The organism is Streptomyces sp. NPDC102283, assembly GCF_044766265.1.
Taxonomy (GTDB): Bacteria; Actinomycetota; Actinomycetes; order Streptomycetales; family Streptomycetaceae; genus Streptomyces.
Window position 1 is genome coordinate 53419 of record NZ_JBIWLQ010000015.1, and the last position, 23246, is coordinate 76664.

Annotated in this window: 22 protein-coding genes; 10 read left to right on the forward strand and 12 right to left on the reverse strand. The window is 71.7% G+C overall.

All coding sequences use genetic code 11. The features are described 5' to 3' along the window. The first annotated feature begins 87 nt into the window (after positions 1-87). The gene (locus tag ACIRJT_RS26815) at positions 88-1200 is read left to right on the forward strand and encodes a DUF5937 family protein (protein WP_403914085.1); all 1113 of its coding nucleotides are present in this window, start codon (positions 88-90) and stop codon (positions 1198-1200) included. Positions 1201-1223: 23 nt separating this feature from the next. On the opposite strand, the gene ACIRJT_RS26820 is transcribed toward ACIRJT_RS26815, so the two are convergent. Both ACIRJT_RS26820 and ACIRJT_RS26825 read right to left on the reverse strand, forming a co-directional pair. Then, the gene (locus tag ACIRJT_RS26820; protein ID WP_383789792.1) at positions 1224-1904 is read right to left on the reverse strand and encodes a response regulator; all 681 of its coding nucleotides are present in this window, start codon (positions 1902-1904) and stop codon (positions 1224-1226) included. 85 nt (positions 1905-1989) lie between these two features. Continuing rightward, positions 1990-3192, reverse strand: a complete 1203-nt coding sequence (locus tag ACIRJT_RS26825; RefSeq protein ID WP_215105577.1) for a sensor histidine kinase — start codon at positions 3190-3192, stop codon at positions 1990-1992. A 96-nt stretch (positions 3193-3288) separates the two neighbouring features. Between ACIRJT_RS26825 and ACIRJT_RS26830 the strand changes: the two genes are divergently transcribed. After that, entirely contained in the window at positions 3289-4293 is a 1005-nt protein-coding gene (locus tag ACIRJT_RS26830) for an SAM-dependent methyltransferase (RefSeq protein ID WP_403913755.1), read from the forward strand. A 38-nt stretch (positions 4294-4331) separates the two neighbouring features. After that, entirely contained in the window at positions 4332-5474 is a 1143-nt protein-coding gene (locus ACIRJT_RS26835) for an NADH-quinone oxidoreductase subunit D (RefSeq protein ID WP_403913758.1), read from the forward strand. A 37-nt stretch (positions 5475-5511) separates the two neighbouring features. Here the strand turns inward: ACIRJT_RS26835 and ACIRJT_RS26840 are convergent, their stop codons facing one another. From ACIRJT_RS26840 to ACIRJT_RS26855, 4 genes are all read right to left on the reverse strand, one after another. Continuing rightward, on the reverse strand, positions 5512-6648 hold the full coding sequence (locus ACIRJT_RS26840; protein ID WP_403913761.1) for a hypothetical protein: 1137 nt from the start codon (positions 6646-6648) through the stop codon (positions 5512-5514). Positions 6649-6799: 151 nt separating this feature from the next. Beyond that, on the reverse strand, positions 6800-7771 hold the full coding sequence (locus ACIRJT_RS26845) for an ABC transporter substrate-binding protein (RefSeq protein ID WP_403913763.1): 972 nt from the start codon (positions 7769-7771) through the stop codon (positions 6800-6802). 73 nt (positions 7772-7844) lie between these two features. After that, on the reverse strand, positions 7845-8519 hold the full coding sequence (locus tag ACIRJT_RS26850) for an ABC transporter permease (protein WP_403913766.1): 675 nt from the start codon (positions 8517-8519) through the stop codon (positions 7845-7847). A gap of 3 nt (positions 8520-8522) precedes the next feature. Continuing rightward, positions 8523-9293 carry an ABC transporter permease gene (locus ACIRJT_RS26855; protein ID WP_403913769.1) on the reverse strand — a complete coding sequence of 257 codons (771 nt, stop codon included), beginning with the start codon at positions 9291-9293 and terminating at the stop codon, positions 8523-8525. A gap of 195 nt (positions 9294-9488) precedes the next feature. Between ACIRJT_RS26855 and ACIRJT_RS26860 the strand changes: the two genes are divergently transcribed. Then, positions 9489-10718, forward strand: coding sequence for an ABC transporter ATP-binding protein (locus tag ACIRJT_RS26860; protein ID WP_403913771.1), 1230 nt, complete (start codon positions 9489-9491; stop codon positions 10716-10718). A gap of 21 nt (positions 10719-10739) precedes the next feature. Here ACIRJT_RS26860 and ACIRJT_RS26865 read toward each other — a convergent pair whose 3' ends face one another. Continuing rightward, entirely contained in the window at positions 10740-11861 is a 1122-nt protein-coding gene (locus tag ACIRJT_RS26865) for an alpha/beta hydrolase (RefSeq protein WP_403913772.1), read from the reverse strand. A gap of 161 nt (positions 11862-12022) precedes the next feature. On the opposite strand from ACIRJT_RS26865, the gene ACIRJT_RS26870 reads away from it, so the two are divergent. The 6 genes from ACIRJT_RS26870 to ACIRJT_RS26895 all read left to right on the forward strand — a co-directional run bounded on the left by ACIRJT_RS26870 (position 12023) and on the right by ACIRJT_RS26895 (position 16952). Next, positions 12023-13852 (forward strand): phosphatidylglycerol lysyltransferase domain-containing protein, encoded by a 1830-nt coding sequence (locus ACIRJT_RS26870; protein ID WP_403913774.1) that lies wholly within the window; start codon positions 12023-12025, stop codon positions 13850-13852. A gap of 93 nt (positions 13853-13945) precedes the next feature. Beyond that, positions 13946-14743, forward strand: coding sequence for a dihydropteroate synthase (folP, locus tag ACIRJT_RS26875; protein ID WP_403914088.1), 798 nt, complete (start codon positions 13946-13948; stop codon positions 14741-14743). After that, the gene (locus ACIRJT_RS26880) at positions 14740-15213 is read left to right on the forward strand and encodes a nuclear transport factor 2 family protein (protein ID WP_403913777.1); all 474 of its coding nucleotides are present in this window, start codon (positions 14740-14742) and stop codon (positions 15211-15213) included. The genes folP and ACIRJT_RS26880 overlap by 4 nt, the downstream gene beginning before the upstream one ends. 208 nt (positions 15214-15421) lie before the next feature. Beyond that, a complete protein-coding gene (folB, locus tag ACIRJT_RS26885; protein WP_003968268.1) occupies positions 15422-15781 on the forward strand; it encodes a dihydroneopterin aldolase in 360 nt (119 codons plus the stop codon). Next, entirely contained in the window at positions 15778-16389 is a 612-nt protein-coding gene (gene folK / locus ACIRJT_RS26890) for a 2-amino-4-hydroxy-6-hydroxymethyldihydropteridine diphosphokinase (RefSeq protein ID WP_069756206.1), read from the forward strand. Before folB ends, folK begins: the two co-directional genes overlap by 4 nt. Before the next feature lie 74 nt (positions 16390-16463). Then, on the forward strand, positions 16464-16952 hold the full coding sequence (locus tag ACIRJT_RS26895; RefSeq protein ID WP_371624285.1) for a DUF3180 domain-containing protein: 489 nt from the start codon (positions 16464-16466) through the stop codon (positions 16950-16952). Between the two features lie 37 nt (positions 16953-16989). Here the strand turns inward: ACIRJT_RS26895 and folE are convergent, their stop codons facing one another. From folE to ACIRJT_RS26920, 5 genes are all read right to left on the reverse strand, one after another. Then, entirely contained in the window at positions 16990-17595 is a 606-nt protein-coding gene (gene folE, locus ACIRJT_RS26900) for a GTP cyclohydrolase I FolE (protein ID WP_018959732.1), read from the reverse strand. A 164-nt stretch (positions 17596-17759) separates the two neighbouring features. Next, entirely contained in the window at positions 17760-19817 is a 2058-nt protein-coding gene (gene ftsH, locus ACIRJT_RS26905) for an ATP-dependent zinc metalloprotease FtsH (RefSeq protein ID WP_403913782.1), read from the reverse strand. 182 nt (positions 19818-19999) lie between these two features. Next, entirely contained in the window at positions 20000-20539 is a 540-nt protein-coding gene (gene hpt / locus ACIRJT_RS26910) for a hypoxanthine phosphoribosyltransferase (RefSeq protein ID WP_003968263.1), read from the reverse strand. A gap of 98 nt (positions 20540-20637) precedes the next feature. Beyond that, entirely contained in the window at positions 20638-21762 is a 1125-nt protein-coding gene (gene tilS, locus ACIRJT_RS26915; protein ID WP_403913785.1) for a tRNA lysidine(34) synthetase TilS, read from the reverse strand. Positions 21763-22107: 345 nt separating this feature from the next. Continuing rightward, complete coding sequence (locus tag ACIRJT_RS26920; RefSeq protein ID WP_403913788.1) at positions 22108-23244, reverse strand: zinc-dependent metalloprotease; 1137 nt, start codon at positions 23242-23244, stop codon at positions 22108-22110. Positions 23245-23246 lie beyond the last annotated feature (2 nt).

The following is a 23246-nucleotide window of genomic DNA, read 5'->3' on the forward strand; positions in this document are numbered from 1 at the left end:
GGTCACGGCGGCGCCGCGCGTTGATTGACGGCCCCCGTCAATCGGAACGACGACCCGTGCCCGTACCCCCACTATGGAGGGGTGAGCGTGCACATAGACATCGCGGGCCTGCCCGCCGACCGCGTCGTTTTCGCGACCTCTCCCCTGGCCGAGCTGGGCCTCGCCCTGCACGCGCTCTCCGAGCCCGGACACCATCCGGGGCTGCACGGCTGGGCCACCGCGACCGCCACGGCCCTGGAGCCCGACCTCGCGGACCGGCTGCTGGAGGCGGAGTTCCTCTGGCGGAACACCTTCTCCGACGTGTTCATGCCGTTCGCCGGCATCCGGGGCGGCGACGGCAGAACCGGCGCGACGCTCGCCGAGGACCTGGACCTGCTGGACAAACTGGACGACGAGCGGTTCGTCGCCGCGGCCCTGGAGTTCACCTGCGCCAGCCATTACGGGGGCGGGGCGCCGTCACCGCTGAACGACGCGGGGATGCGGGGCCGCGCCCTGGACCTGGCGGCGGCGCGCGGCCCGCAGCAGATCGACTTCACCCGGCGGCTGCTGGCCGACCCCGCCTCCGTACGCGGCTGGGTCCGGAGGCTCTTCGAGGACTGCGACCAGGCGTTCTTCGCCGACACCTGGCGCCGGGTCTCCGTCCAGCTGGTCGCGGACGCCCGGCACAAGACGGAGCTGCTGCGGCGCAAGGGGCTGGCCGACGCGGTCGGGGCGGTGTCGGCCGCTGTGACGCTGGACGAGGGCGCGGGCCGGATCAGCATCGACAAGCTGTCCGAGGGCCGGACCACCGCCGTCGGCCCGGGTGCCGGCCGCGGCCTCACGCTCATCCCGACCAGCTTCGGCTGGCCGCATCTGATGGTGCTGCACGCCCCGGGCTGGCGGCCGGTGATCCACTACCCGGTCCATCTGCCCGACCTGCCGGCGCCCGCCTCCGTGGAACTGCTCCAGCTGCGCCTGGAGGCGCTCGCCCACCCGATGCGGATGCGGCTCTGCCGCAACCTGGCCCGCTCCCCGTACACCACCGGCGAGCTGGCCGACTCCAACGGCATCACCTCGCCCGAGGTCTCCCGCCACCTCTCCATGCTCAAGAAGGCGGGCCTCGTCACGACGCGTCGCCGCGGCCGCTACGTCCTGCACCAGCTGGACCTCACGGTCGTCGCCCGGCTCGGCAGCGACTTCCTGGAGGGCGTCCTGCGCTGAGCCCGCCCCGGCCGCCGCGTCCTTCAGCCCGCGCCGCCGCCGGCCCGGACCAGGCCGGTCTCGTAGGCGAGGACGACGACCTGGACCCGGTCGCGGAGGTTCAGCTTGGTGAGGATCCGGCCGACGTGCGTCTTGACCGTGGCCTCGGAGAGCACGAGCCGGGCCGCGATCTCCCCGTTCGACAGGCCCTGGGCGACCAGGAGCATGACTTCCCGTTCCCGCTCGGTGAGCTTGCCGACGTGCTTGTTCCTCGGCTCCTTGTCGCCGCTGGGCAGCATCGGCGAGAAGCGGTCGAGCAGCCGGCGGGTGGTGGAGGGGGCGACGACCGCGTCGCCGCTGTGCACCGAGCGGATCGCGGCGAGCAGCTCGGCGGGCGGCACGTCCTTCAGCATGAAGCCGCTGGCCCCCGCCTTCAGACCGGAGAAGGCGTACTCGTCGAGGTCGAAGGTGGTCAGGATGAGCACCTTCGGGGGGTCCTGCTGCGCACAGATGCGGCGGGTCGCCTCGACGCCGTCCAGCCGGGGCATGCGGACGTCCATCAGCACCACGTCGACGGCGGTGGACCGCAGGGTCTCGATCGCCTCCGCCCCGTCCCCGGCCTCGGCCACGACCTCCATGTCGGGCTGGGCCGCGAGCACCATCCGGAAACCGGTCCGCAGCAGCACCTGGTCGTCGACGAGCATCACGCGGATGGCCGTGGTCATGGGGATCGTGTCCTGTCCTGGGGTCGGTCGTGGTGGTCGTGGTGGGTCGCCGTGGTCGTGAGGGGCAGGTCGACCGGGCGGCGGGTCAGCCCGGGGGTTTGAGCGGCAGCAGGGCGCTGATCCGGAATCCGCCGCCGGGCCGGGGCCCCGCGTCCAGGGTGCCGCCGACCATGCCGACCCGCTCCCGCATCCCGATCATCCCGTGCCCGGCGCCGTCCGCGCCGCCGTCCTCGTACAGCTCGTGCGCGGCACCCCGGCCGTCGTCCTCGATCAGCAGCCCGAGGCCGTCGTCGAAGTAGACCAGCCGGACACTGGCCCCGGCGTCGGGTCCGCCGTGCTTGCGGGTGTTGGTCAGGGCCTCCTGGACGACCCGGTACGCGGTCAGCTCCACGCCGCTGGGCAGCGGGCGGGGCGTGCCCTCCACCTTGAAGTCGACCACCAGGCCGGTCTGCCGCACCTGCGCGACCAGGTCCTCGATCTGCTCCACATCGGGCTGGGGGACGTACTCCCCGCTCTCCGGGGCGTCACCGGTCCGCAGCACCCCGAGCAGCCGCCGCATCTCCGCGAGCGCCTGGCGGCCGGTGCTGGAGATGGTCTCCAGGGCCTGCTTGGCCTGGTCGGGGGCGGCGTCCATGACATAGGCGGCGCCGTCGGCCTGGACGACCATCACGGACACGTTGTGCGCGACGACGTCGTGCAGCTCACGGGCGATCCGGGCCCGCTCGGCGGCGACCGCGACCTTGGACTGCGCCTCGCGCTCCCGCTCCAGGCGGGCGGCACGCTCCTCCAGCTGGTCGAAGTAGGCCCGCCGGGTCCGCAGCGAGTCCCCGAGCACCCAGGCCAGCACGAACGGCACGGTCATGATGATCGTCACGAAGACCACCTGGGCCCAGGAACCCCCGGGCTCGGCCTCCCACCGCAGCTGGGACAGGGCCGCCGCGCTCAGGCTGCACACCAGGGCGAGCCGGGACGCCCAGCGCTCGCCGACCGTGGCCACGGTGTACGTGATCACCAGCATGGCGAAGTTCCCGATGCCCGGCCGGACGTTGAACACCAACTGCGCGACGCCCACCAGGATGGCGAGCAGCAGCATCTTCTCCGGCGCCTTGCGGCGCAGCGCCACCACCGTGGAGAGCCCCAGCACCACCGGTACGGCGACGATCTCCTCACGCCCCGCGTCGTACGTGCCCGACACCATCGACATGCCGGAGAGCCCGAGGAGGAAGACGGCCCAGAAGACGTCGACGCCCGTCGGGTGTCTGCGGATGAAATCGTAGAGGCGCTGCACGTAACCCAGCGTAGGGACAGCGGATCGGTGCCCGGGTCAACCGGAGGGTCGATCCGGGTCCTGGGACCGTACTCCCCAAGGTGGAGACTTGCCTACGTGACGGACGAGTGGCGTGGGTGGCGGGAGGCGGCTCAGGCCGCTCTGTACGGAGATGAGGGCTTTTATCGCAGCCCGTCGCGGAGCCCGGAGGGGCCGGCGGGCCACTTCCGTACGTCGGTCCACGCCTCGCCCCTTTTCGCGGCGGCGGTGGCCCGGCTGCTGACCGGAACGGCGCGGGAGCTGGGTACCGGCACCGTCGCGCTGGTCGACGTCGGGGCGGGGCGCGGCGAGCTGCTGACCGGAGTGCTGGCGGCGCTGGCCGCGCTGCCCGGGGGGCCGGACGTGACCGCGTACGCCGTCGAGGTCGCCGACCGGCCGCCGGGCCTGGACCCCCGGATCGCGTGGTGCGCGGAGCCGCCCGCGGGGGTCACCGGGCTGCTGTTCGCCAACGAGTGGCTGGACAACGTTCCCGCCGAGGTGGCGGAGGCGGACGCGGACGGCGTCCCCCGGTACGTCCAGGTGCGGACCTCGGACGGCGCGGAGCGCCTCGGGGACGCGGTGGGCGGGGCGGACGCGGCGTGGCTGGAGCGCTGGTGGCCGCTGACCGCGCCGGGCGAGCGGGCGGAGATCGGCCGGACCCGGGACGCGGCCTGGGCGGGAGCGGTCGGCTCCCTCGCCGCCGGTCTCGCGGTGGCGGTGGACTACGCGCACGTACGGGGCGCCCGGCCGCCCTTCGGGACGCTGACCGGCTTCCGGGGCGGGCGCGAGGTGCGCCCGGTGCCGGACGGCTCCCGCGACCTGACCGCGCATGTGGCGCTGGACGCCTGCGCGGCGGCGGTCCCGTACGCGAGCGCGGAGCTGACCGACCAGCGGGCGGCGCTGCACCGGCTGGGCGTCGACGGCGGCCGGCCGCCGATCGGCCTGGCCGCGACCGATCCGGCGGGCTACGTCACCGCGCTGGCGGCGGCGGGCGCGGCCGCGGAGCTGACGGCCCGCGGCGGCCTCGGCGACTTCGGCTGGCTGCTGCACCGGGTGGGGCCGGTGCGGCCGGATCGCGGGTGACCCCCGTGGCGGGCCGGCGTCAGGGAATACTGTCCCGCATGACGGAGACGACGATCGGCATCGGCGGAGCGGCGGAGAGCACCGACATGGTGCTGAACATCGGTCCCCAGCACCCCTCGACGCACGGAGTCCTCCGGCTGCGGATCGTGCTGGACGGCGAGCGCGTCCAGCACGCGGAACCGGTCATCGGCTATATGCACCGGGGCGCGGAGAAGCTCTTCGAGGCGCGCGACTACCGGCAGATCGTCATGCTCGCCAACCGCCACGACTGGCTCTCCGCGTTCTCGAACGAGCTGGGCGTGGTGATGGCCGTCGAGCGGATGCTCGGCATGGAGGTGCCCGAGCGCGCGGTGTGGACGCGGACGCTGCTCGCCGAGCTGAACCGGGTCCTCAACCACCTGATGTTCCTCGGCTCCTACCCCCTCGAACTCGGCGGCATCACCCCGGTCTTCCACGCCTTCCGGGAGCGCGAGGAGCTCCAGGCGGTGATGGAGGAGGTCTCCGGCGGGCGGATGCACTACATGTTCAACCGGGTCGGCGGACTCAAGGAGGACGTCCCGGCGGGCTGGGCCGGCCGGGTCCGCGACGCCGTCGCCTCCGTCCGCTCCCGCATGGACGTGTACGAGAACCTCGTCCTCGGCAACGAGATCTTCCGGGGCCGCACGCGCGACGTGGGCGTGCTGTCCGCCGCCGCGGTGCACGCGTACGGGGTGTCGGGGCCGATCGCCCGTGCCTCGGGCGTCGACTTCGACCTGCGGCGCGACGAGCCGTATCTCGCCTACGGGGAGCTCCAGGACACCCTGGAGGTCGTCACCCGGACCGAGGGCGACTGCCTGGCCCGCTTCGAGTGCCTGCTGGAGCAGACCCTGAACTCCCTGGACCTGGCGGACGCCTGCCTGGACCGGATGGCCCACCTGGCACCGGGGCCGATCAACCAGCGGCTGCCCAAGGTGCTCAAGGCGCCGGAGGGCCACACCTACGCCTGGACGGAGAATCCGCTCGGCGTCAACGGCTACTACCTGGTCTCCAAGGGCGAGAAGACGCCCTACCGGCTGAAGCTGCGCTCCGCCTCGTTCAACAACATCCAGGCGCTCACCGAACTGCTGCCGGGCACCCTGGTCGCCGACATGGTGGCGATCCTGGGCTCGCTGTTCTTCGTCGTCGGCGACATCGACAAGTAGTCGACCAGGAGCGGACGGGGCGGGGCGGGGCCGTCCCTCAGGAGACCGCGCCGCGCAACTCCGCCACCTCGATCTGCTCGGTCTCGTCGTGCGCGGTGAGGTCGATGACCTTGCCGACGGCCCGGTTGTCCACGGCTCCCGTGCGGTGGGCGGCGAGCGCCTCCTCGCCGACGACGTCCGCGAGGTCCTCGTTCTGCACGGACTCGATCGCGGCGTTCGCCTTCTCGGCGCTCTGAGCGCTCCCGGCGTGCTGGGCGCCGAAGAAGTCGAAGTTGCCCTGGGGAACCAGGTTGCGGCGCGCGGCGTACGGGACGACGGCCGAGGCGGCCGGGATAGCGCGCGGCGCGATGGAGGCCGGGGCCTTCGCACGCGGGAGCTCCGGGGACCGGGGGGCCGTCGCGAGGGCCGGGGTGTCCGCGTTCGGAGCGTGCGGGGTGCTCGGGGCCGGGGCGGGCAGCGTGGTCGAGGGGCGGCGGTGCTGGTGGTGGTCCCGGTGCCCGCCCGCCCCGGTGGCCGCCGCGTGCTTCCCCCGCGGGCCCTCCGCCTCCGTGTCCCGGTGCCGGTCGTCGACGGCCGCCTGACGCCGCCGGACCGCCTCCACCGTCCTGCGGGTCTCCTGGAGCACCGCGTTGCGCGTGAGGTTCATCAGGGCCTCGTCCGCGCGCCGGTAGGACTCGGGGGTCGGCGTGGACCGCGCGGGCATCAGCTCCCTGGGGGCCGCGGCCTCGATGGCGAGCTGCCTGCGGCCCTCCAGCGCGCTGGCCCGCTCGGTCTCGGCGTTGGCGTAGCGGCGCAGCAGTCCGGCGTGCTCCCCGCGCAGCCCCGCGAGCTCGACGCGCTTGCGGCGGAGCTTGGTCTCCAGACGGGTGCGCAGCTCGCGCGACTCCTCCAGATCCTGCTCCAGCTCGGCTATCCGCTCCTCGGCCCGCCATTCGTCACCGGCGCGGGCCCGGGTCAGCTCGGCGACCCGCAGCCCCGCCGCCCGGTCCCAGCTGCGCATCAGATACGCGCCGGTGACGGCGGCGGCCGCCACGGCGGCCACCAGGCCACGCAGGACCAGGGGTTCGGCCAGGAGCCAGGCGCCGGCGGCACCGACGACCGACACTCCCGCCACCACGGAGGGGGGCAGGATTCTGTGGAGGGGCGGCGAATGACGGTGGCGTCCACGTGGCATGGCCTGAAATTTACCGTGTGTACGGGCCACTTGGGGGGCCGCCCGGCAATCTGTTCCCCGCCGGTTACCTCGCGGCCCCCCGAAGGCCCTCCACCCGGCCCTTTCCGGCCCTTTACTCCGTGGTCGAGCGCTACTGCCCCGTGGTCGGGCGCTACTTCTTGATCAGGCCCTTCGACTCCAGATACTCCTTGGCCACATCGGTCGGCTTGGCCCGCTCGGCGTCGACCTTCCGGTTCAACTCGGCGAGATCTTCCGTGGTGAGCGTGGAAGTGAGCTTGCCGAGGGCGTCGGCGATCTCCGGCGCACCCGCGTCCGCGGCATTCAGAACGGGAAGGACGTTGTCCGCGTTCTGGAGCTTCTTGTCGTCCTCCAGGAACACCAGCCCGTCCAGCACCGCGTCCGTCGTGGTCGTCAGGACCAGCTGGACCTTGCCGTCGCGGACGGCCTGCTTGGACTGCGGGGTGCCGACGCCCTTGGGGTCGATACCGGTGACGTCGATGCCGTACGTCTTCTTCAGACCGGGTGCGCAGAACGGCCGCACCTCGCACTCGTCACCCGCCGCGATCTTGACCTTGATCTTCGACTTCCCCAGATCGGAAAGCGTCGTGAGGTTGTTCTTCTCGGCGAATTCCTTCGAGACCGCGAAGGCGTTCTGGTCGACGGCCTTCCCCGCCGGGAGGACCTTGAGACCGAGCGGCCCGGCGAGCTTCTCCAGAGCGGCCACCGTGGCGGCGGCGTCCGAGGAGGCCACCGGCCCGGCCTGGGCCTTCTTGGCCCCGTTGACCTTGGCGTTGAGGAATTCGGCGAGGGTGGCGGCGTACTCCGGTACGACGTCGATCTCGCCCTTCTCCAGCGAGGGCTCGTACAGCTCACGGTTCTTCACCGTGGTGACCGAGGTGCTGTATCCGGCGTCGCCCAGGATCTGCGCGTACAGCTCGGCGAGCACCTTGGACTCGGTGAACGAGGCCGAGCCGACGACCAGGGAGCCCTTCTTGCCGTCGCCGGCCGAGGAGCCCGAGCCGCCCTTCTCCTTCTCCAGGCTGTCGCCGCCGCAGGCCGCGAGCGACCCGGCCAGCGCCACCATGCCGACGACCGCTCCAGCTATCCGCGAGGTCCTGCTCATATGCGTTGTTCTCCGTCCGAACAGAAGAAAAGTGACCATGGGTAAGAAAATGCGCCCGAAGAAGGATGAGCGCTCACGCGGGCCTGCGGCGGCGCAGTGGTGACAGCAGCCGGTCCAGGCCCACGAGCACCCCCTCCACCAGCAGGGCGAGTCCGGCGACCAGGACGGCGCCCGCGAAGACCTGGGCGGTGTCATAGGTGTTGAACCCGGCGGTGATGATCCGGCCAAGACCGCCGAGGCCCACCATCGCGGCGATCGACGCGGTGGCCACGACCTGGACGGCGGCGGACCGCAGCCCGGTCATGATCATCGGGTAGGCGAGGGGCAGCTCGACCCGGACGAAGAGCTGCCCGCCCGACATCCCCATGCCGCGCGCGGCCTCCACCACGGCCCGGTCCACCTCCCGCATCCCGACGTAGGCGTTGGTCAGCAGCGGCGGCACCGCGAACAGCACCAGCGCGATGATGGTGGGCCAGTAACCCGAGTTGCGCAGGGGCGTGACCATGAACAGGGCGAGCACCGCGAAGACGGGGACGGCCCGCCCCACGTTGGAGAGGTTGACCGCGAGCGCACCGCCCCTGCCGATGTGCCCCAGATACAGGGCGAGCGGCAGGGCTATCGCGCAGGCCACCGCGAGCGCGACCCCGCTCACGTACAGATGCTCGCCGAGCCGGTGCGCGGCCCCGCCGTCGCCCGACCAGTTGGCCCCGGTCGTCAGCCAGGTCCAGGCATCGCCGATGACTCCCACGGGTCAGCCCGCCTCCACCTTCGCCGGGGCGGGCAGGCCCGCCGGTCCGCCCGGTCCGTCCGGGTCGGTGCGCCTGTCCCTGTCCGTCCCGGGCGTCCGGGACGTGCCGGATATCCGGGTCCAGGGCGTCAGCAGCCGCTGGAGGCCGAGCAGCAACAGGTCGGCCGCCACCGCGAGCAGCACGCACAGGACCGAGGCGGCGAGCACCTGGGCCTTGAAGAAGCTGGGCAGCGCGTCCTCGATGAGATTGCCGAGGCCCCCCTTGCCGACGAGCGAGCCGACCGTGGTCAGCGCGACCGTCGACACGGTGGCTATCCGCAGCCCCGCCATCACCGCGGGCAGCGCCAGCGGGAGCTCCACCTCCCACAGCAGCCGCCCCGGGCCGTAGCCCATGCCGCGAGCGGCGTCCCGGGCCTCCTCGGGCACCGCTTCGAGCCCGGCCAGGATGTTGCGTACGAGGATGGTCAGCGAATAGAGCACCAGGCCCGTGACGACGAGCGCGGCCGACAGCCCGAACACGGGCAGCAGCAGCGAGAACATCGCCAGCGAGGGCACGGTGTAGAGCACGGTCGTCAGCCCGAGCACCGGACCGGCGAAACGCCGGCCCCGGCGGGCGAGCAGCGCCAGCGGGAGGGCGACCGCGAGCCCGATCAGCACCGATACCACCGTGATCCCGATGTGCTGCACGGTCGCGTCGGTCAACTCCTGGCTGCGGGAGCGCAGATACTCCCCGCAGATCCAGTCGTTCGTCACCAGGCAGTTCTGCTCGGCCATCCGCCCCCACCTCCTACTTTCGCTCGTCGTCCCGGATTCCCTCGCCCGGACCCCGTCGTTCCGGATCCCGTCGCCCCGGATCGCCACCGGATCGAACTGACGACTGGCGAGCCTATCCTCGACCTCTGACAATCGCGGAGGCTGTCGCATTCCGGCAACATGCCCTTCACAGAACGCCCTCCACAATGGGGAACCATGATCCGTTTCGAGCACGTCACCAAGCGGTACGCCGACGGCACCACCGCCGTCGACGACCTTTCCTTCGAGGTCGCCGAGGGTGAACTGGTCACGCTCGTCGGACCTTCCGGTTGCGGCAAGACGACCACCATGAAGATGGTGAACCGACTGATCGAACCGACCGAGGGCGGGATATTCCTCGACGGGGACGACATATCCACCATCGATCCCGTCCAACTGCGCCGCCGAATCGGCTACGTGATCCAGCAGGTGGGACTCTTCCCGCACAGAACGGTGCTGGAGAACACCGCGACCGTTCCCCATCTGCTGGGCTGGAAGCGCGGAAAGGGACGCGAACGCGCCGCCGAACTCCTCGACCTCGTCGGACTCGACCCTTCCGTTTATGGCGACCGCTATCCGGAGCAGCTTTCCGGAGGCCAGCGCCAACGCGTGGGCGTGGCCCGAGCATTGGCCGCGGATCCGCCCGTTCTCCTGATGGACGAGCCTTTCGGGGCGGTCGATCCGGTCGTCCGCGAACGCCTCCAGAACGAATTCCTGAAACTCCAGGCCCAGGTGCGCAAGACCGTGCTGTTCGTCACGCACGACATCGAGGAGGCGGTCCGCCTGGGCGACCGGATCGCCGTCTACGGCCAGGGCCGCATCGAGCAGTTCGACTCCCCCGCCACCGTGCTCGGAGCCCCCGCGACCCCGTACGTGGCCGACTTCGTCGGCGCGGACCGCGGGCTCAAGCGGCTCTCGGTGACGCCCATCGAGGAGAGCGACCTCGACCAGCCCCCGGTCGTCCACCTCGACGACCCGCTGGCCACGGCCACCGAACGGCTCAGGTCCCAGGGCGCGCGCTGGGCCGTCGTCCTGGACGGCCGGGACAACCTCCACGGCTGGATCCCCGCCGACGCGACCGCCGACGCGACCGCCGACGCGACGGCCGGCAAGGCGACCGGCGGCACACCGGCCGCCACCAAGGGCACCGTCCGCGAACACGCCCGCCGGATGGAGGCCTGGCTCCCGCTCGGGGCGCCCCTCAAGCAGGCCTTCGCCACCATGCTCCAGCACGACGCGGGCTGGATCGCCGTCATCGACAAGGAGAGCGAGGGCCGCTTCCTCGGCGTGCTGACCCCCGCCCGCCTGCACGAGGCCCTGCGCCGCTCCATCGACGCGGACGCCCAGGACGTACCGCGCGCCGAGGTGGCCGTGGAGACGGTCGCGACGATCACGCAGGCCGGCTGACCGGGGCGGCGGCCGCCCGCCTCAGTTCTCCCTGAACCGGGCGCTCAGCCACTCCAGGGCCGGCGGGATCTCCCGCCGCCAGGTCGTGAAGTTGTGCCCGCCGCTGTCGAGCACGATGGAGGACACCTTCGCGGGCGCCTTCACCTTCTCGATGAACTCCATCGTGCTCCCGAGGTTGTCCTCGCCCTCCCGGGACGTCGTCACGAGGAACGAACCGCCGGACGGCGGCCGGTTCTCCAGCGTCCACATCAGGTCGGCCCGGTCGCGCAGCTCCTGCCTCCCGTGGAACAGGTCGCCCGTCGTCGGGTCCTCGGCCACCTTGTAGTACGCGGAGAGCCCGACGCTCGCCGCGTACCGCTCCGGGTGGTGCAGCCCGATCTTCAGCGCGCAGTAGCCGCCGGTGGAGTTGCCGATGATGCCCCAGTTACGGGCCTTCTCCCCGACCCGGTAGGCCCCCGCGATCGCCTCCGGGAGGTCCTTCGCGAAGAACGTCTCGGTCGCCGGGCCCCCGGGCACGTCCACGCACTCGGTGTCCCGGGGCGGCGCGACCGTCGGCCGCAGCATCACCAGGATCATCGGCCGGGCCTTCCCCGCCTTCACCCGGTCATGCGCCGTCTGCGGGTAGCGCAACCCCTTCAGGAGGTTCTCCGCCGTGCCCGGGTAGCCGGTGAGGACCACGGCAGCCGGGAAGGTCCGCCCGGCGTACGCCGGGCGGAAGTACTCCGGCGGCAGATAGACGTACGCCGGGGACTCGATGCCCGAGGTCCGCCCGGAGACGACCACCTGGTCGATCCGCCCGCCGACCGAGGGCACCCGGCCGCCCGGCACGTCCGGGTGGTGGGTGCCGATCCGCGTCATGTGCCGCGCACCGGACCCGTTCCCCACGTGGTCGGTGACCACACCGAGCTCCTGCTGCCGGCCGAGGAGGTCGGCCCAGGAACCGTAGAAGAGGAAGGCGTTGTTGGCGGCCAGCCCCACCGCGGCGAACAGCGCCAGCTGGGTCGCCAGCAACAGCCCGACCCGGCCCGACACCGCCGCGGGCCCGGGCCGGGCCAGCCGCGGCCAGAGCCCGACCGTGGCGGCGAACAGCGCGACGGCGACCGCCGCCACGACCGCCAGAACTGCTGAGCTGGTGAGACCCATGAGCGTGCTTTCTCCGTGCTTCCTTACGCGGGCCGGATACGGGAAATTTCCGGAATGGTGGGTGAACCCGCGCTCCACAACCCACGTCCTAGAGGGCGCACATCGTCCGTGGGGCTCCGGCCGGCGGACTCAAGGAATCTCTCGCGAAGCCACGGGAAACGATGTCTGTCACGCTAGATGGGGATAATTCGGTGTCGGTTCCGCAGCGCGTGCGCCGGCTGATCCGCGGGCCACGCCCCGCATCCGTACCGGCGCTCGTCGGCAGCGCCTGCACCGTCGTCGGGCTGATCGACGTCGCCGCCGGGGTCTTCCCCCGCTTCCGGCACAGCCGGATGCACACCCTCGCCGAGGTGCTCCCCGGAGCGCTCGGCCCGTTCGCCGCCGCGCTCTCGCTCAGCGCGGGCGTGCTGCTGCTCCTGCTCGCACACGGGCTGAAGCGGCACAAACGGCGGGCCTGGCGGGCGGCGGTGATCCTGCTGCCCGCGGGGGCCGTGGCCCAGTTCGCGTACCGCCACTCGATCGTCGGGGTGCTCGTCCCGCTGGCGCTCTGCTGGCTGCTGGTGCGCCACCGGGACCAGTTCCGGGCGCTGCCCGACCCGCGCAGCCGCTGGCGCGCGCTCGCCAACTTCGTGCTGCTCGGGGCCGGTTCGCTGGGGCTCGGGCTGATCATCGTGAGCGTCCACCCCGGCCGGGTCGTCGGCGACCCGTCCATCGCCGACCGCCTCCAGCACGTGCTGTACGGCCTGTTCGGCGTCGAGGGGCCCGTCGGCTACGCCGGGCGCACCGGCTGGACCGTGGCCTACTCGCTGGGCGCGCTCGGCCTGCTCACCGCGGTTACCACCATCTACCTCGCCTTCCGGCCCGAACACCCGGCCGCCCGCCTCACCGAGGACGACGAGAGCCGGCTGCGGGCCCTCCTGGAGCGGCACGGCGGCCGGGACTCGCTCGGCCACTTCGCACTCCGCCGCGACAAGGGCGTCGTCTTCTCCCCCAGCGGCAAGGCCGCCGTCTGCTACCGGGTCGTCTCCGGGGTGATGCTGGCCGGCGGCGACCCCATCGGCGACGTGGAGGCCTGGCCGGGCGCGATCGAACGCTTCATGGACGAGGCGCAGGCGCACTCCTGGACCCCAGCCGTGATGGGCTGCAGCGAGACCGGCGGCCAGGTCTGGACCCGCGAGACCGGCCTCACCGCCCTGGAACTGGGCGACGAGGCGGTGGTGGACGCAGCGGATTTCTCCCTCGCCGGACGAGCCATGCGGAACGTGCGCCAGATGGTCAAGCGCATCGAACGAAACGGCTACGAGACCCGGGTCCGGCGGGCACGTGACATCGGCGACACCGAGCTGGACCGGATCCGCCGCGCCGCCGCCGACTGGCGCGGCACCGACACCGAGCGCGGCTTCTCCATGGCACTGGGCCGGATCGGCGACCCGGCCGACGGCGACTGCGTGATCGCCACCGCCCACCTGCCCGGCTCCGGTACGGCGGACTCCCCGCACGGCGACCTCAAGGCGGTCCTCCACTTCGTACCGTGGGGCCGCGACGGGATGTCCCTGGAGCTGATGCGCCGCGACCGCTCGGCCGACCCCGGCATGAACGAGCTCCTGATCGTCGCCTCCCTCCAGGCCGCCGGGAAGCTCGGCGTCGCCCGGGTCTCGCTGAACTTCGCGATGTTCCGCTCCGCGCTGGCCCGCGGCGAGCGGCTCGGCGCGGGACCGGTGCTGCGCTGCTGGCGCGGGCTGCTGATCTTCCTCTCGCGCTGGTTCCAGATCGAGTCGCTGTACAAGTTCAACGCCAAGTTCAGACCCCGCTGGGAGCCCCGCTTCGTGGTCTTCCGCACCAGCCGCGACCTGCCCCGCATCGGAATCGCGGCGATGCGGGCCGAGGGCTTCGTGAACCTCTCGCTGCCCCGCCCGTTCCGCCCCCGCCGCCCGCGCCCGTGCGGCCACACGCTCCACAGCGCCCAGGAGCACGAGGTACGCGCGGCGTGAGGGACGACGGGGCGGGCCTAGGCTGGTGGTATGAGTACGACACGCTTGCGGGGCACGGTCCGAGGACTGCCGGAGTGGGACCGCTGCGCGGTCATGGGCGTCGTCAACGTGACGCCCGACTCCTTCTCCGACGGCGGCCGCTGGTTCGACACCACCGCCGCGGTCAAACACGGGCTGCACCTGGTGTCCGAGGGCGCGGACCTGGTGGACGTGGGCGGTGAGTCGACCCGTCCCGGCGCCAGCCGCGTGGACGAGGCCGAGGAGCTGCGCCGGGTCGTCCCGGTCGTGCGGGGGCTGGCCTCCGAGGGCGTCACCGTCTCCGTGGACACCATGCGCGCCCGCGTCGCCGAGCAGGCCGTCGCCGCCGGGGCCGCCCTGGTCAACGACGTCAGCGGCGGCCTCGCCGACCCGGACATGATCCCGGCCGTCGCCGCCGCCGAGGTCCCGTTCGTCGTGATGCACTGGCGCGGCTTCAGCGAGTCGATGAACAGCCGCGCGGTGTACGAGGACGTGGTCGCCGAGGTCCTCGACGAGCTGCGGCAGCGGATGGACGCGGTGATCGCGGGCGGCGTCGCCCCCGAGCGCATCGTGATCGACCCCGGGCTCGGCTTCGCGAAGGACGCCGCCCACGACCTGTCGCTCGTCGCGCACCTGGCCGGCCTGCACACCCTGGGCCGCCCGCTGCTGGTGGCCGCCTCCCGCAAACGCTTCCTCGGGCACGTCCTGGCCGGACCGGGCTCCGCCCCACCGCCCGCCCGCGAACGCGACGCGGCGACCGCGGCGATCTCCGCGCTGTCCGCCTCGGCCGGAGCCTGGGCGGTCCGGGTCCACGAGGTACGGGCCACCGCCGACGCCGTTCGCGTCGCCCGCGCGGTCGAGGGAGCCGCGTGAACGAGGAACACGCACGGGCCGCCGCCGACATCGCGGAGGTCGAGGCGGCCAACACCGCCTTCTACGAGGCGCTGGAACGCGGCGACCACGACGACCTCTCCGGCCGGTGGCTGCCGGGCGAGGACCTCACCGTCTCCTGCGTCCACCCCGGCTGGCCGGTGCTCACGGGCCGCGGCGACGTACTGCGCAGCTACGCCCTGATCATGGCGAACACCGAGTACATCCAGTTCTTCCTCACCGACGTCAACATCGCGATGACCGGCGACACCGCGCTGGTCACCTGCACCGAGAACATCCTCAGCGGCGGCCCCGCCGAGGACGGCGACGCACTGGGCCCCCTCGTGGGCCAGCTGGTCGTCGCCACGAACGTGTTCCGGCGCACCGCCGACGGCTGGAGGCTCTGGTCCCACCACGGATCGCCCGTCCTGACGGACTCCGACGAGGACGACGACGAGGAGACACCCTCCTGAGGAGGAAACACCCTCACGAGTGGGTACGGGTCCCGTGGGGATTGGAACCGATGACCACCGGGTATGGGCGGCTACCAGCCCGGGAAGGCACTGTCCATGGCCCCCACGGGCGAGCACTGTCGGTGCTCGCAGTAGATTCGAAAGAAGGCACCTCGCCGCCCGCACGCGGCCGGGTGCCTCTCGACCAACGACAGCAGGAGTGATTCGCGTGGATCGTGTCGCGCTGCGCGGCCTCAAGGCCCGTGGGCACCACGGTGTCTTCCCCCGGGAGCGGGAAGAGGGCCAGACCTTCATCGTCGACCTGGTGCTCGGCCTCGACACCCGCCCCGCGGCAGCCACCGACGACCTGGCCCGCACCGTGCACTATGGCGTGGTGGCCGAGGAGGTCGTCGACGTGGTGACCGGCGAACCGGTCGATCTGATCGAGACGCTCGCCGAGCGCATCGCCCAGCAGTGCCTGAAGCACGAAGGCGTCCAGGAGGTCGAGGTCGTGGTGCACAAGCCGGACGCACCGATCACCGTCCCCTTCGACGACGTGACCATCACCATCACCCGGAGCCGAGCATGACTGCATTTTCCACCGAAGGGCAGAGCGACCCGACCGTACAGCCGGTTCCGACCGCCGTCGTGCGGCAGGTGGACGCCGCCGACGTCACCCTCTCCAACCCCAAGATGGCCGTGATCTCCCTCGGCTCCAACCTGGGCAACCGGCTGGAGACCCTCCAGGGGGCCGTCGACGCCCTGGAGGACACCCCGGGCCTCCGGGTCAAGGCCGTCTCCCCGGTGTACGAGACGGAGCCCTGGGGCGTCGAGGCGGACTCCCAGCCCTCGTACTTCAACGCCGTCATCCTCGTGAAGACGACGCTGCCTCCCGCCTCCCTGCTGGAGCGCGGCCAGGCCGTGGAGGAGGCCTTCGACCGGGTCCGCGAGGAGCGCTGGGGGCCGCGCACCATCGACGTCGACATCGTGGCGTACGCCGACGTCCTCTCCGACGACCCGGTGCTCACGCTCCCCCACCCGCGCGCCCACGAGCGGGCCTTCGTCCTCGCCCCCTGGCACGACATCGACCCCGAGGCCCAGCTGCCCGGCGCCGGCCCGGTGGCCCAGCTCCTCGCCGAGGTCGGCCGCGACAGCGTCCTGCCCCGCGCCGACCTGGAACTGCGCCTGCCGGAGTAATCGTTAGGCTCGACGAACGGTGGTCCGGCGCACGGCCGGACCGGGCACAGGCGGCGCGAAGGGCGGCTCACTCGGTGAAGCAACTACGGCTCGGGGTACTGGCGGGCCTCTTCGCCGCCGCCGGTGTCCTCTCCTGGGGCGGGGCCCGCCTCTGGGACTCCCTCGGCACCCTGCCGAGCGTCCCGCTGGCCGCGTCGATCGTGCTCGCCGTGATCGCGGCGATCCTCCTCGCGACCGCCCTCTCCACCCGCACCCGCCTCCGCGCCCAGCGCGAGCGCCGCCCCGGCGCCAAGGGCGTCGAGCCCCTGTTCGCGGCCCGTGCGGTCGTCTTCGGCCAGGCGAGCGCCCTGGTCGCCGCCCTGGTCGCCGGCATGTACGGCGGCACCGGCGTCTTCCTCCTGAGCTACCTCGACATCCCGCCCCGCCGCGACCAGGCCATCTACGCGGGCGCGGCGATGGTGGCGGGCATCGCGGTCATCGCCGCCGCCCTCTTCCTGGAACGCGTCTGCCGCCTCCCGGAGAAGGGCAACGACCACGACGGCACGGGGGCGGCGGCCGCGTAGGGCGGTCGCCGGGCCCGTATCGCGTGTTCCGGGCGCGTCAGCGCGCCATGATGAGGCTCATCGCCTCGGCGCGGGTCGCGGGGTCACGGAGCTGGCCGCGGACCGCGGAGGTGAGGGTCTTCGCCCCGGGCTTACGGATCCCGCGCATCGACATGCACATGTGCTCGCACTCGATGACGACGATGACTCCGCGGGGCTCCAGGATCGACATCAGGGACTCGGCGATCTGCGTCGTCAGCCGCTCCTGGACCTGCGGGCGGCGAGCGTAGACATCGACCAGCCGGGCGAGCTTGGACAGGCCGGTGATCTTTCCGGTGGATGCGGGGATGTAGCCGACGTGCGCGACGCCCCTGAACGGCACCAGGTGATGTTCACAGGTGCTGAACACCTCGATGTCCTTGACCAGCACCATCTCGTCGTGCCCCAGGTCGAACGTGGTCGTCAGGACGTCCTCGGGCTGCTGGTACAGGCCCGCGAATATCTCCTTGTACGCCCGCGCCACCCGCCCCGGCGTCTCCCGCAGGCCCTCGCGGTCCGGGTCCTCCCCGACGGCGATCAGCAGTTCGCGTACGGCCGCCTCGGCCCGCTTCTCGTCGAATTCGCCGATCGAACCCTGGCCGTCCAGCGTCACCGGGTCGGTCATCTGTGCCTCGTTCCTCTGTGCTGTCCCGTGCGCGGGTTCGCGCTCAGACCTCGCAGGCATACGGAAAAGCCGCGCCCCCACAGGCTAAAACCTGGGGGGCGCGGCTTCCATTCCGGGACCGGGGCGACCCCCGTGACGGGGGTCTCACCGGAGCCGGTCGGGCCCTAGCTCTCGGGACGCTCCTCGGGGGTCGCCTCGGTGGACGGGGCGATGTCCTTCGTCAGGTCCGTCGGGGCGATCTCCGGCGGGGTGGCCGAACCGTTGGCGACCGATGCGCCGTTGGTGAGGGCCAGCTCCTTGGGAGAGAGCACGGGGGGCCGCGTCGACGGGGTGCGTCGGGCGGATCCGGTCCATGCCGGCCGGGCGGGACGCCTGACGAGCGGGGCGAAGATCTCCGCGATCTCGTCCTTGCCCAGCGTCTCCTTCTCCAGCAGTTCGAGCACCAGGGCGTCGAGGATGTCGCGGTTCTCGACGAGGATCTCCCACGCGTCGTTGTGGGCGGTCTCGATGAGCTTCTTGACCTCCTCGTCGACCAGTGCCGCGACCTCTTCCGAATAGTCGCGCTGGTGACCCATCTCGCGGCCCAGGAAGGGCTCCGAGTTGTCGCTGCCGAACTTGATCGCGCCGAGGCGCTCCGTCATGCCGTACTGCGTGACCATCGCGCGGGCCGTCGCCGTGGCCTTCTCGATGTCGTTCGATGCGCCGGTGGTCGGGTCGTGGAAGACCAGCTCCTCGGCCGCACGCCCGCCCATCATGTACGCCAGCTGGTCGAGCATCTCGTTGCGGGTCGTGGAGTACTTGTCCTCCTCCGGGAGCACCATCGTGTAACCGAGGGCGCGACCGCGGGAGAGGATCGTGATCTTGTGGACCGGGTCCGACTGGGGGGAGGCCGCCGCGACCAGGGCGTGTCCGCCCTCGTGGTACGCGGTGATCTTCTTTTCCTTCTCGGACATGATCCGGGTCCGCTTCTGCGGGCCCGCCACGACGCGGTCGATGGCCTCGTCGAGGCTCTCGTTGTCGATGAGCTTCTTGTTGCTGCGCGCCGTCAGGAGCGCGGCCTCGTTGAGCACGTTCGACAGGTCGGCGCCGGTGAAGCCGGGCGTGCGTCGGGCGACGGCGCCGAGGTCGACGCCCTCCGCCACGGGCTTGCCCTTCTGGTGCACCTTGAGGATCTCCAGGCGGCCCTGCATGTCCGGGCGGTCGACCGCGATCTGCCGGTCGAAGCGTCCCGGGCGCAGCAGCGCCGGGTCGAGGATGTCCGGGCGGTTCGTGGCGGCGATCAGGATGACGCCGCCCTTCACGTCGAACCCGTCCATCTCGACGAGCAGCTGGTTGAGCGTCTGCTCGCGCTCGTCGTGACCGCCGCCCATGCCGGCGCCGCGGTGGCGGCCGACGGCGTCGATCTCGTCGACGAAGACGATCGCCGGGGCGTTCGCCTTGGCCTGCTCGAAGAGGTCGCGCACCCGGGAGGCGCCGACGCCGACGAACATCTCGACGAAGTCGGAACCGGAGATCGAGTAGAACGGCACGCCCGCTTCGCCGGCGACGGCGCGTGCGAGCAGCGTCTTGCCCGTACCGGGCGGCCCGTAGAGCAGGACGCCCTTGGGGATCTTGGCGCCGACGGCCTGGAACTTCGCCGGCTCCTGGAGGAACTCCTTGATCTCGTGGAGTTCCTCGACCGCCTCGTCGGATCCCGCCACATCGGAGAAGGTCGTCTTGGGGGTGTCCTTGGTGATCAGCTTGGCCTTGGACTTGCCGAACTGCATGACCTTGGATCCGCCGCCCTGCATCTGATTCATCAGAAACAGGAAGACGACCACGATGAGGACGAAGGGCAGCAGCGAGAGGAGGATCGAGACGAACGGGGACTGCTTCGACGGCGAGACGGTGTAACCCTTCTCGATGTCGCCGTTCTCGAACTTCTGCTGCAACGTGTCGGCGAGCTCGACGCCCTGGTTGCCGATGTAGCTCGCCTGGAACTTGCTGCCGGACTCGCCTTCGAGCTTCTGGCCCTTCTTCAGCTCGATCTTGAGGATTTGTTCGTCACCGGTGGTCAGCTTGGCCTGCTCCACCTGGTCCTTGCTGATCGCCTGGATCACCTTGCCGGTGTCCACGGTCTTGTGGCCACCCGACGAGCCGACGACCTGCATCAACACGACCACGGCGAGGACGGCCAGCACGATCCACATGACGGGCCCACGGAAGTATCGCTTCACGTCCATCCATACGGAGCGAAGACGCCCCGTCCCTCCTGCCCGTAGGTAAATGCTGCTGTTTGAAAAGACTGTTCTTCGGACGGTACCCCAGCATCGTCACCCGCGACTGCCGGGTGCGGCGGAGAAACCCGCTTTCGAAGCTTCAACGGCCCGAGGGCGGTGAGGGTTCCCCGGCGGGTCGGCCGGGGTCAGCCGCCGTAGACGTGCGGGGCGAGCGTGCCGACGAAGGGCAGGTTGCGGTACTTCTCGGCGTAGTCCAGCCCGTAGCCGACGACGAACTCGTTGGGGATGTCGAAACCGATCCACTTCACATCGATCGCGACCTTTGCGGCATCCGGCTTGCGCAGCAGGGTGCAGACCTCCAGCGAGGCCGGCTCGCGGGAGCCCAGGTTCGACAGCAGCCAGGACAGGGTCAGGCCGGAGTCGATGATGTCCTCGACGATCAGGACGTGCTTGCCCTTGATGTCGGTGTCGAGGTCCTTGAGGATCCGGACGACGCCGGAGGACTGGGTGCCGGCCCCGTACGAGGAGACGGCCATCCAGTCCATCGTGACGGGGGTGGACAGCGCGCGCGCCAGGTCCGCCATGACCATCACCGCGCCCTTGAGCACGCCGACGATGAGCAGGTCCTTGCCCGCGTACTCCGCGTCGATCTTCGCGGCCAGCTCGACGAGCTTCGCGTCGATCTCTTCCTTGGTGAGGAGCACCGACTGAAGGTCGGTACCCATGTCCTTCTCGTTCACCCACGTCTCTTTCTCTGCCTGCCGGCCCGGGAAAGCGCCCCGGGCCGGGCCGGCTGTTCGCCTGCACTTCAGCCGCTTGCGCGTCAGCTCTGCCGAATGACCAGTCTGCCACCCTGCCGCATCGCCTCGACGCGGCCGGGCAGGTTGATGGCCCGCTGGCCGCGCCAGCCGGTGATCAGGCGGTCGACTTCTTCGAGGTGCCGGGCGAAGAGGGAGCCGGCGGGCGACCCGGCCTCGATCAGTGCGCGGCGCAGCACCCGGCGGCGTACCGCGGGCGGCAGGACGTAGAGCTTGGCGCACTCCAGGCGGCCGGTGTCGTCGCGTACGGACAGCTCGGCCTCGGCGGCCCAGGTGTCCAGGGCGTCGGCGTCGTCGCGGGAGAGCTGGGCGGTACGGGCGAGGGCCTCGACGACGCCTTTGCCGAGCGCCTTCTCCAGGGCGGGCAGGCCCTCGTGGCGGAGCCGGGAGCGGGTGTAGGCGGGGTCGATGTTGTGCGGGTCGTCCCAGACGGGCAGGGACTGGACCAGGCAGGCCTTGCGGACGGCCTGCCGGTCGAGCTGGAGGAAGGGGCGGCGGTAGCGGCCGGCCGGCCCGGAGGCGGCGGCCATGCCGGAGAGCGAGCGGATGCCGGAACCGCGGGCCAGGCCGAGGAGGACCGTCTCGGCCTGGTCGTCGCGGGTGTGGCCGAGCAGGACGGCGGCGGCCCCGTGGCGTTCGGCGGCGGCGTCCAGCGCGGCGTAGCGGGCGTCGCGGGCGGCGGCCTCGGGGCCGCCCTCGCGTCCGACGTGCACGGCGACGGCCTCGACGGGACCGAGGTCCATGGCGGTGAGCCGGGTGACGACCTCGGCGGCGCGGAGACCGGATCCCGGCTGGAGGTTGTGGTCGACGGTGATGCCGCCGGCCCGGACGGAGAGTTTGCGGGCCTCGAACGCGAGCGCGGAGGCGAGCGCCATGGAGTCGGCGCCGCCGGAGCAGGCGACGAGGACGAGCGGGGTGTCGGGCCGATCGGGGAGTGCGGGTCGTTCGGGGAGAGCGGCCCTGCCCGCGGCGCCGGCCTCGGCGTAGCGGGAGCGGGCGGCGTGCGCGGGGCGCCTCGCCGCGTCGGCGGGCCGGTCGTGGTCGGCGTGCCGGTGGAATTCGGTGAGTACGTCGTGGAGTACGCGGCGGACCGCCAGGCGTATCGCCGCGACCGCAGGATGGGGACCCATGTCCGGTGCCCTTCGTGGAGTTCTGGAGGAGCGTGGAGCGCCGGAACGCGTGAGTCCCGTCACTCAGAGTGCGTCGATGGTGACAGAGGCAAGCTGTTCACCGAGCATTGCACGCCTTCCCATGCGCCTACGGTCCCTCGGATGGGTGATTGGCGGGCCGATATCGGCCAGGGCCTCTCGTTCGGATCAGGCCGGACCAGGGAGCGGGGCCCGGTGCGTGCAGCTGCAAGGCGGAGGATTGAGTCAACGCGGAGCGTTGGGGATTGACGACAACGCCGCGGATGCGGTGCCGGACCCCGCGAGCCCGGCCTGATCCGAACGGGAGGCCCTGGGGCCGCCCGACGGTCAGGATTCGGCCTTACGGTGCACCCGCGCGACCCAGTCGGCGGGCTTGGCGATCTCGGCTTTGGTCGGGAGGGTGTTCGGTGAGGTCCAGACGCGGTTGAAGCCGTCCATGCCGACCTCTTCGACGACCGATCGTACGAACTTCTCGCCGTCCTTGTACTGCCGCAGCTTGGCGTCCAGGCCGAGGAGCTTGCGCAGGGCCTGGTCGAGACGGCCGGCGCCCTGGGCCCGGCGCTGCTGGAACTTCTCCCGGATTTCCGAGACGGAGCCGACGACCTCGGGGCCCACGCCGTCCATCACGAAGTCCGCGTGTCCTTCGAGGAGGGACATGACGGCGGTGAGGCGGCCGAGCACCTCGCGCTGGGCGGGGGTCTGGACGATGTCGACGAGGCTCCGGCTGTCGCTCTCGCCCTGTTCGCCCTCGGGCCGTCCGGCGCCGGCGAGGGACTGGGCGGCCTCGCGGAGGCGTTCCAGGAAGGTCATCGGGTCGACGTCGGTCTCGTCGAGGAACGTCTGGATCTCGCCCTGGAGGTGGTCACGGAGCCAGGGCACGCCGGTGAACTGGGTGCGGTGGGTCTCCTCGTGCAGGGCGACCCAGAGCCGGAAGTCGTGCGGGTCGACGTCCAGCTCGCGTTCGACGTGGACGATGTTGGGCGCGACGAGGAGCAGCCGGCCGCCGCCGTCGGCGGAGGCGGGCAGCTCCCTGGTGGCCGGGGCGAACGTCTCGTACTGGCCGAGGACCCGGGAGGCGAGGAACGAGAGCAGCATGCCCAGCTCGACGCCGGTGACCTTGCCGCCGACCGCGCCGAGGACGGCGCCGCCGGGTCCGCCGGAGCGGCGGCTCTCCATCTTGGCGAGCAGGGGGCGCAGCAGTTCGCGGAAGCCGGCGACGTTGGCCTTGATCCAGCCGGCCCGGTCGACGACGAGGACGGGGGTGTCCTCGGGCTCGGTCCCTTCGGGGATCATCCGGGTGAAGAGCCGGACGTGTTCCTCCGAGGCCCTGGCGTGCCGCCGCAGCTCCGCGACGACGGCGCGGGCCTCCTCGCGGCTGATGTCGGGGCCGGGCCGGACCAGTCGGGTCGCGGTCGCGACCGCGAGATTCCAGTCGACCATCTGGGCACCACCGATGCTCGTCATGC

What these genes read in the sequence shown, in the direction of transcription:
- ACIRJT_RS26845 (WP_403913763.1), bottom strand. Translation starts at nt 7,771, where the DNA reads ATGAGCAGGACCTCGCGGATAGCTGGAGCGGTCGTCGGCATGGTGGCG.
- folP (WP_403914088.1), top strand. Translation starts at nt 13,946, where the DNA reads ATGGGCGTCGTCAACGTGACGCCCGACTCCTTCTCCGACGGCGGCCGC.
- ACIRJT_RS26855 (WP_403913769.1), bottom strand. Translation starts at nt 9,293, where the DNA reads ATGGCCGAGCAGAACTGCCTGGTGACGAACGACTGGATCTGCGGGGAG.
- ACIRJT_RS26860 (WP_403913771.1), top strand. Translation starts at nt 9,489, where the DNA reads ATGATCCGTTTCGAGCACGTCACCAAGCGGTACGCCGACGGCACCACC.
- ACIRJT_RS26865 (WP_403913772.1), bottom strand. Translation starts at nt 11,861, where the DNA reads ATGGGTCTCACCAGCTCAGCAGTTCTGGCGGTCGTGGCGGCGGTCGCC.
- hpt (WP_003968263.1), bottom strand. Translation starts at nt 20,539, where the DNA reads ATGGGTACCGACCTTCAGTCGGTGCTCCTCACCAAGGAAGAGATCGAC.
- ACIRJT_RS26920 (WP_403913788.1), bottom strand. Translation starts at nt 23,244, where the DNA reads ATGACGAGCATCGGTGGTGCCCAGATGGTCGACTGGAATCTCGCGGTC.
- tilS (WP_403913785.1), bottom strand. Translation starts at nt 21,762, where the DNA reads ATGGGTCCCCATCCTGCGGTCGCGGCGATACGCCTGGCGGTCCGCCGC.
- ACIRJT_RS26840 (WP_403913761.1), bottom strand. Translation starts at nt 6,648, where the DNA reads ATGCCACGTGGACGCCACCGTCATTCGCCGCCCCTCCACAGAATCCTG.
- ACIRJT_RS26835 (WP_403913758.1), top strand. Translation starts at nt 4,332, where the DNA reads ATGACGGAGACGACGATCGGCATCGGCGGAGCGGCGGAGAGCACCGAC.
- folK (WP_069756206.1), top strand. Translation starts at nt 15,778, where the DNA reads ATGACTGCATTTTCCACCGAAGGGCAGAGCGACCCGACCGTACAGCCG.
- ACIRJT_RS26820 (WP_383789792.1), bottom strand. Translation starts at nt 1,904, where the DNA reads ATGACCACGGCCATCCGCGTGATGCTCGTCGACGACCAGGTGCTGCTG.
- ACIRJT_RS26870 (WP_403913774.1), top strand. Translation starts at nt 12,023, where the DNA reads ATGTCTGTCACGCTAGATGGGGATAATTCGGTGTCGGTTCCGCAGCGC.
- folE (WP_018959732.1), bottom strand. Translation starts at nt 17,595, where the DNA reads ATGACCGACCCGGTGACGCTGGACGGCCAGGGTTCGATCGGCGAATTC.
- ftsH (WP_403913782.1), bottom strand. Translation starts at nt 19,817, where the DNA reads ATGGACGTGAAGCGATACTTCCGTGGGCCCGTCATGTGGATCGTGCTG.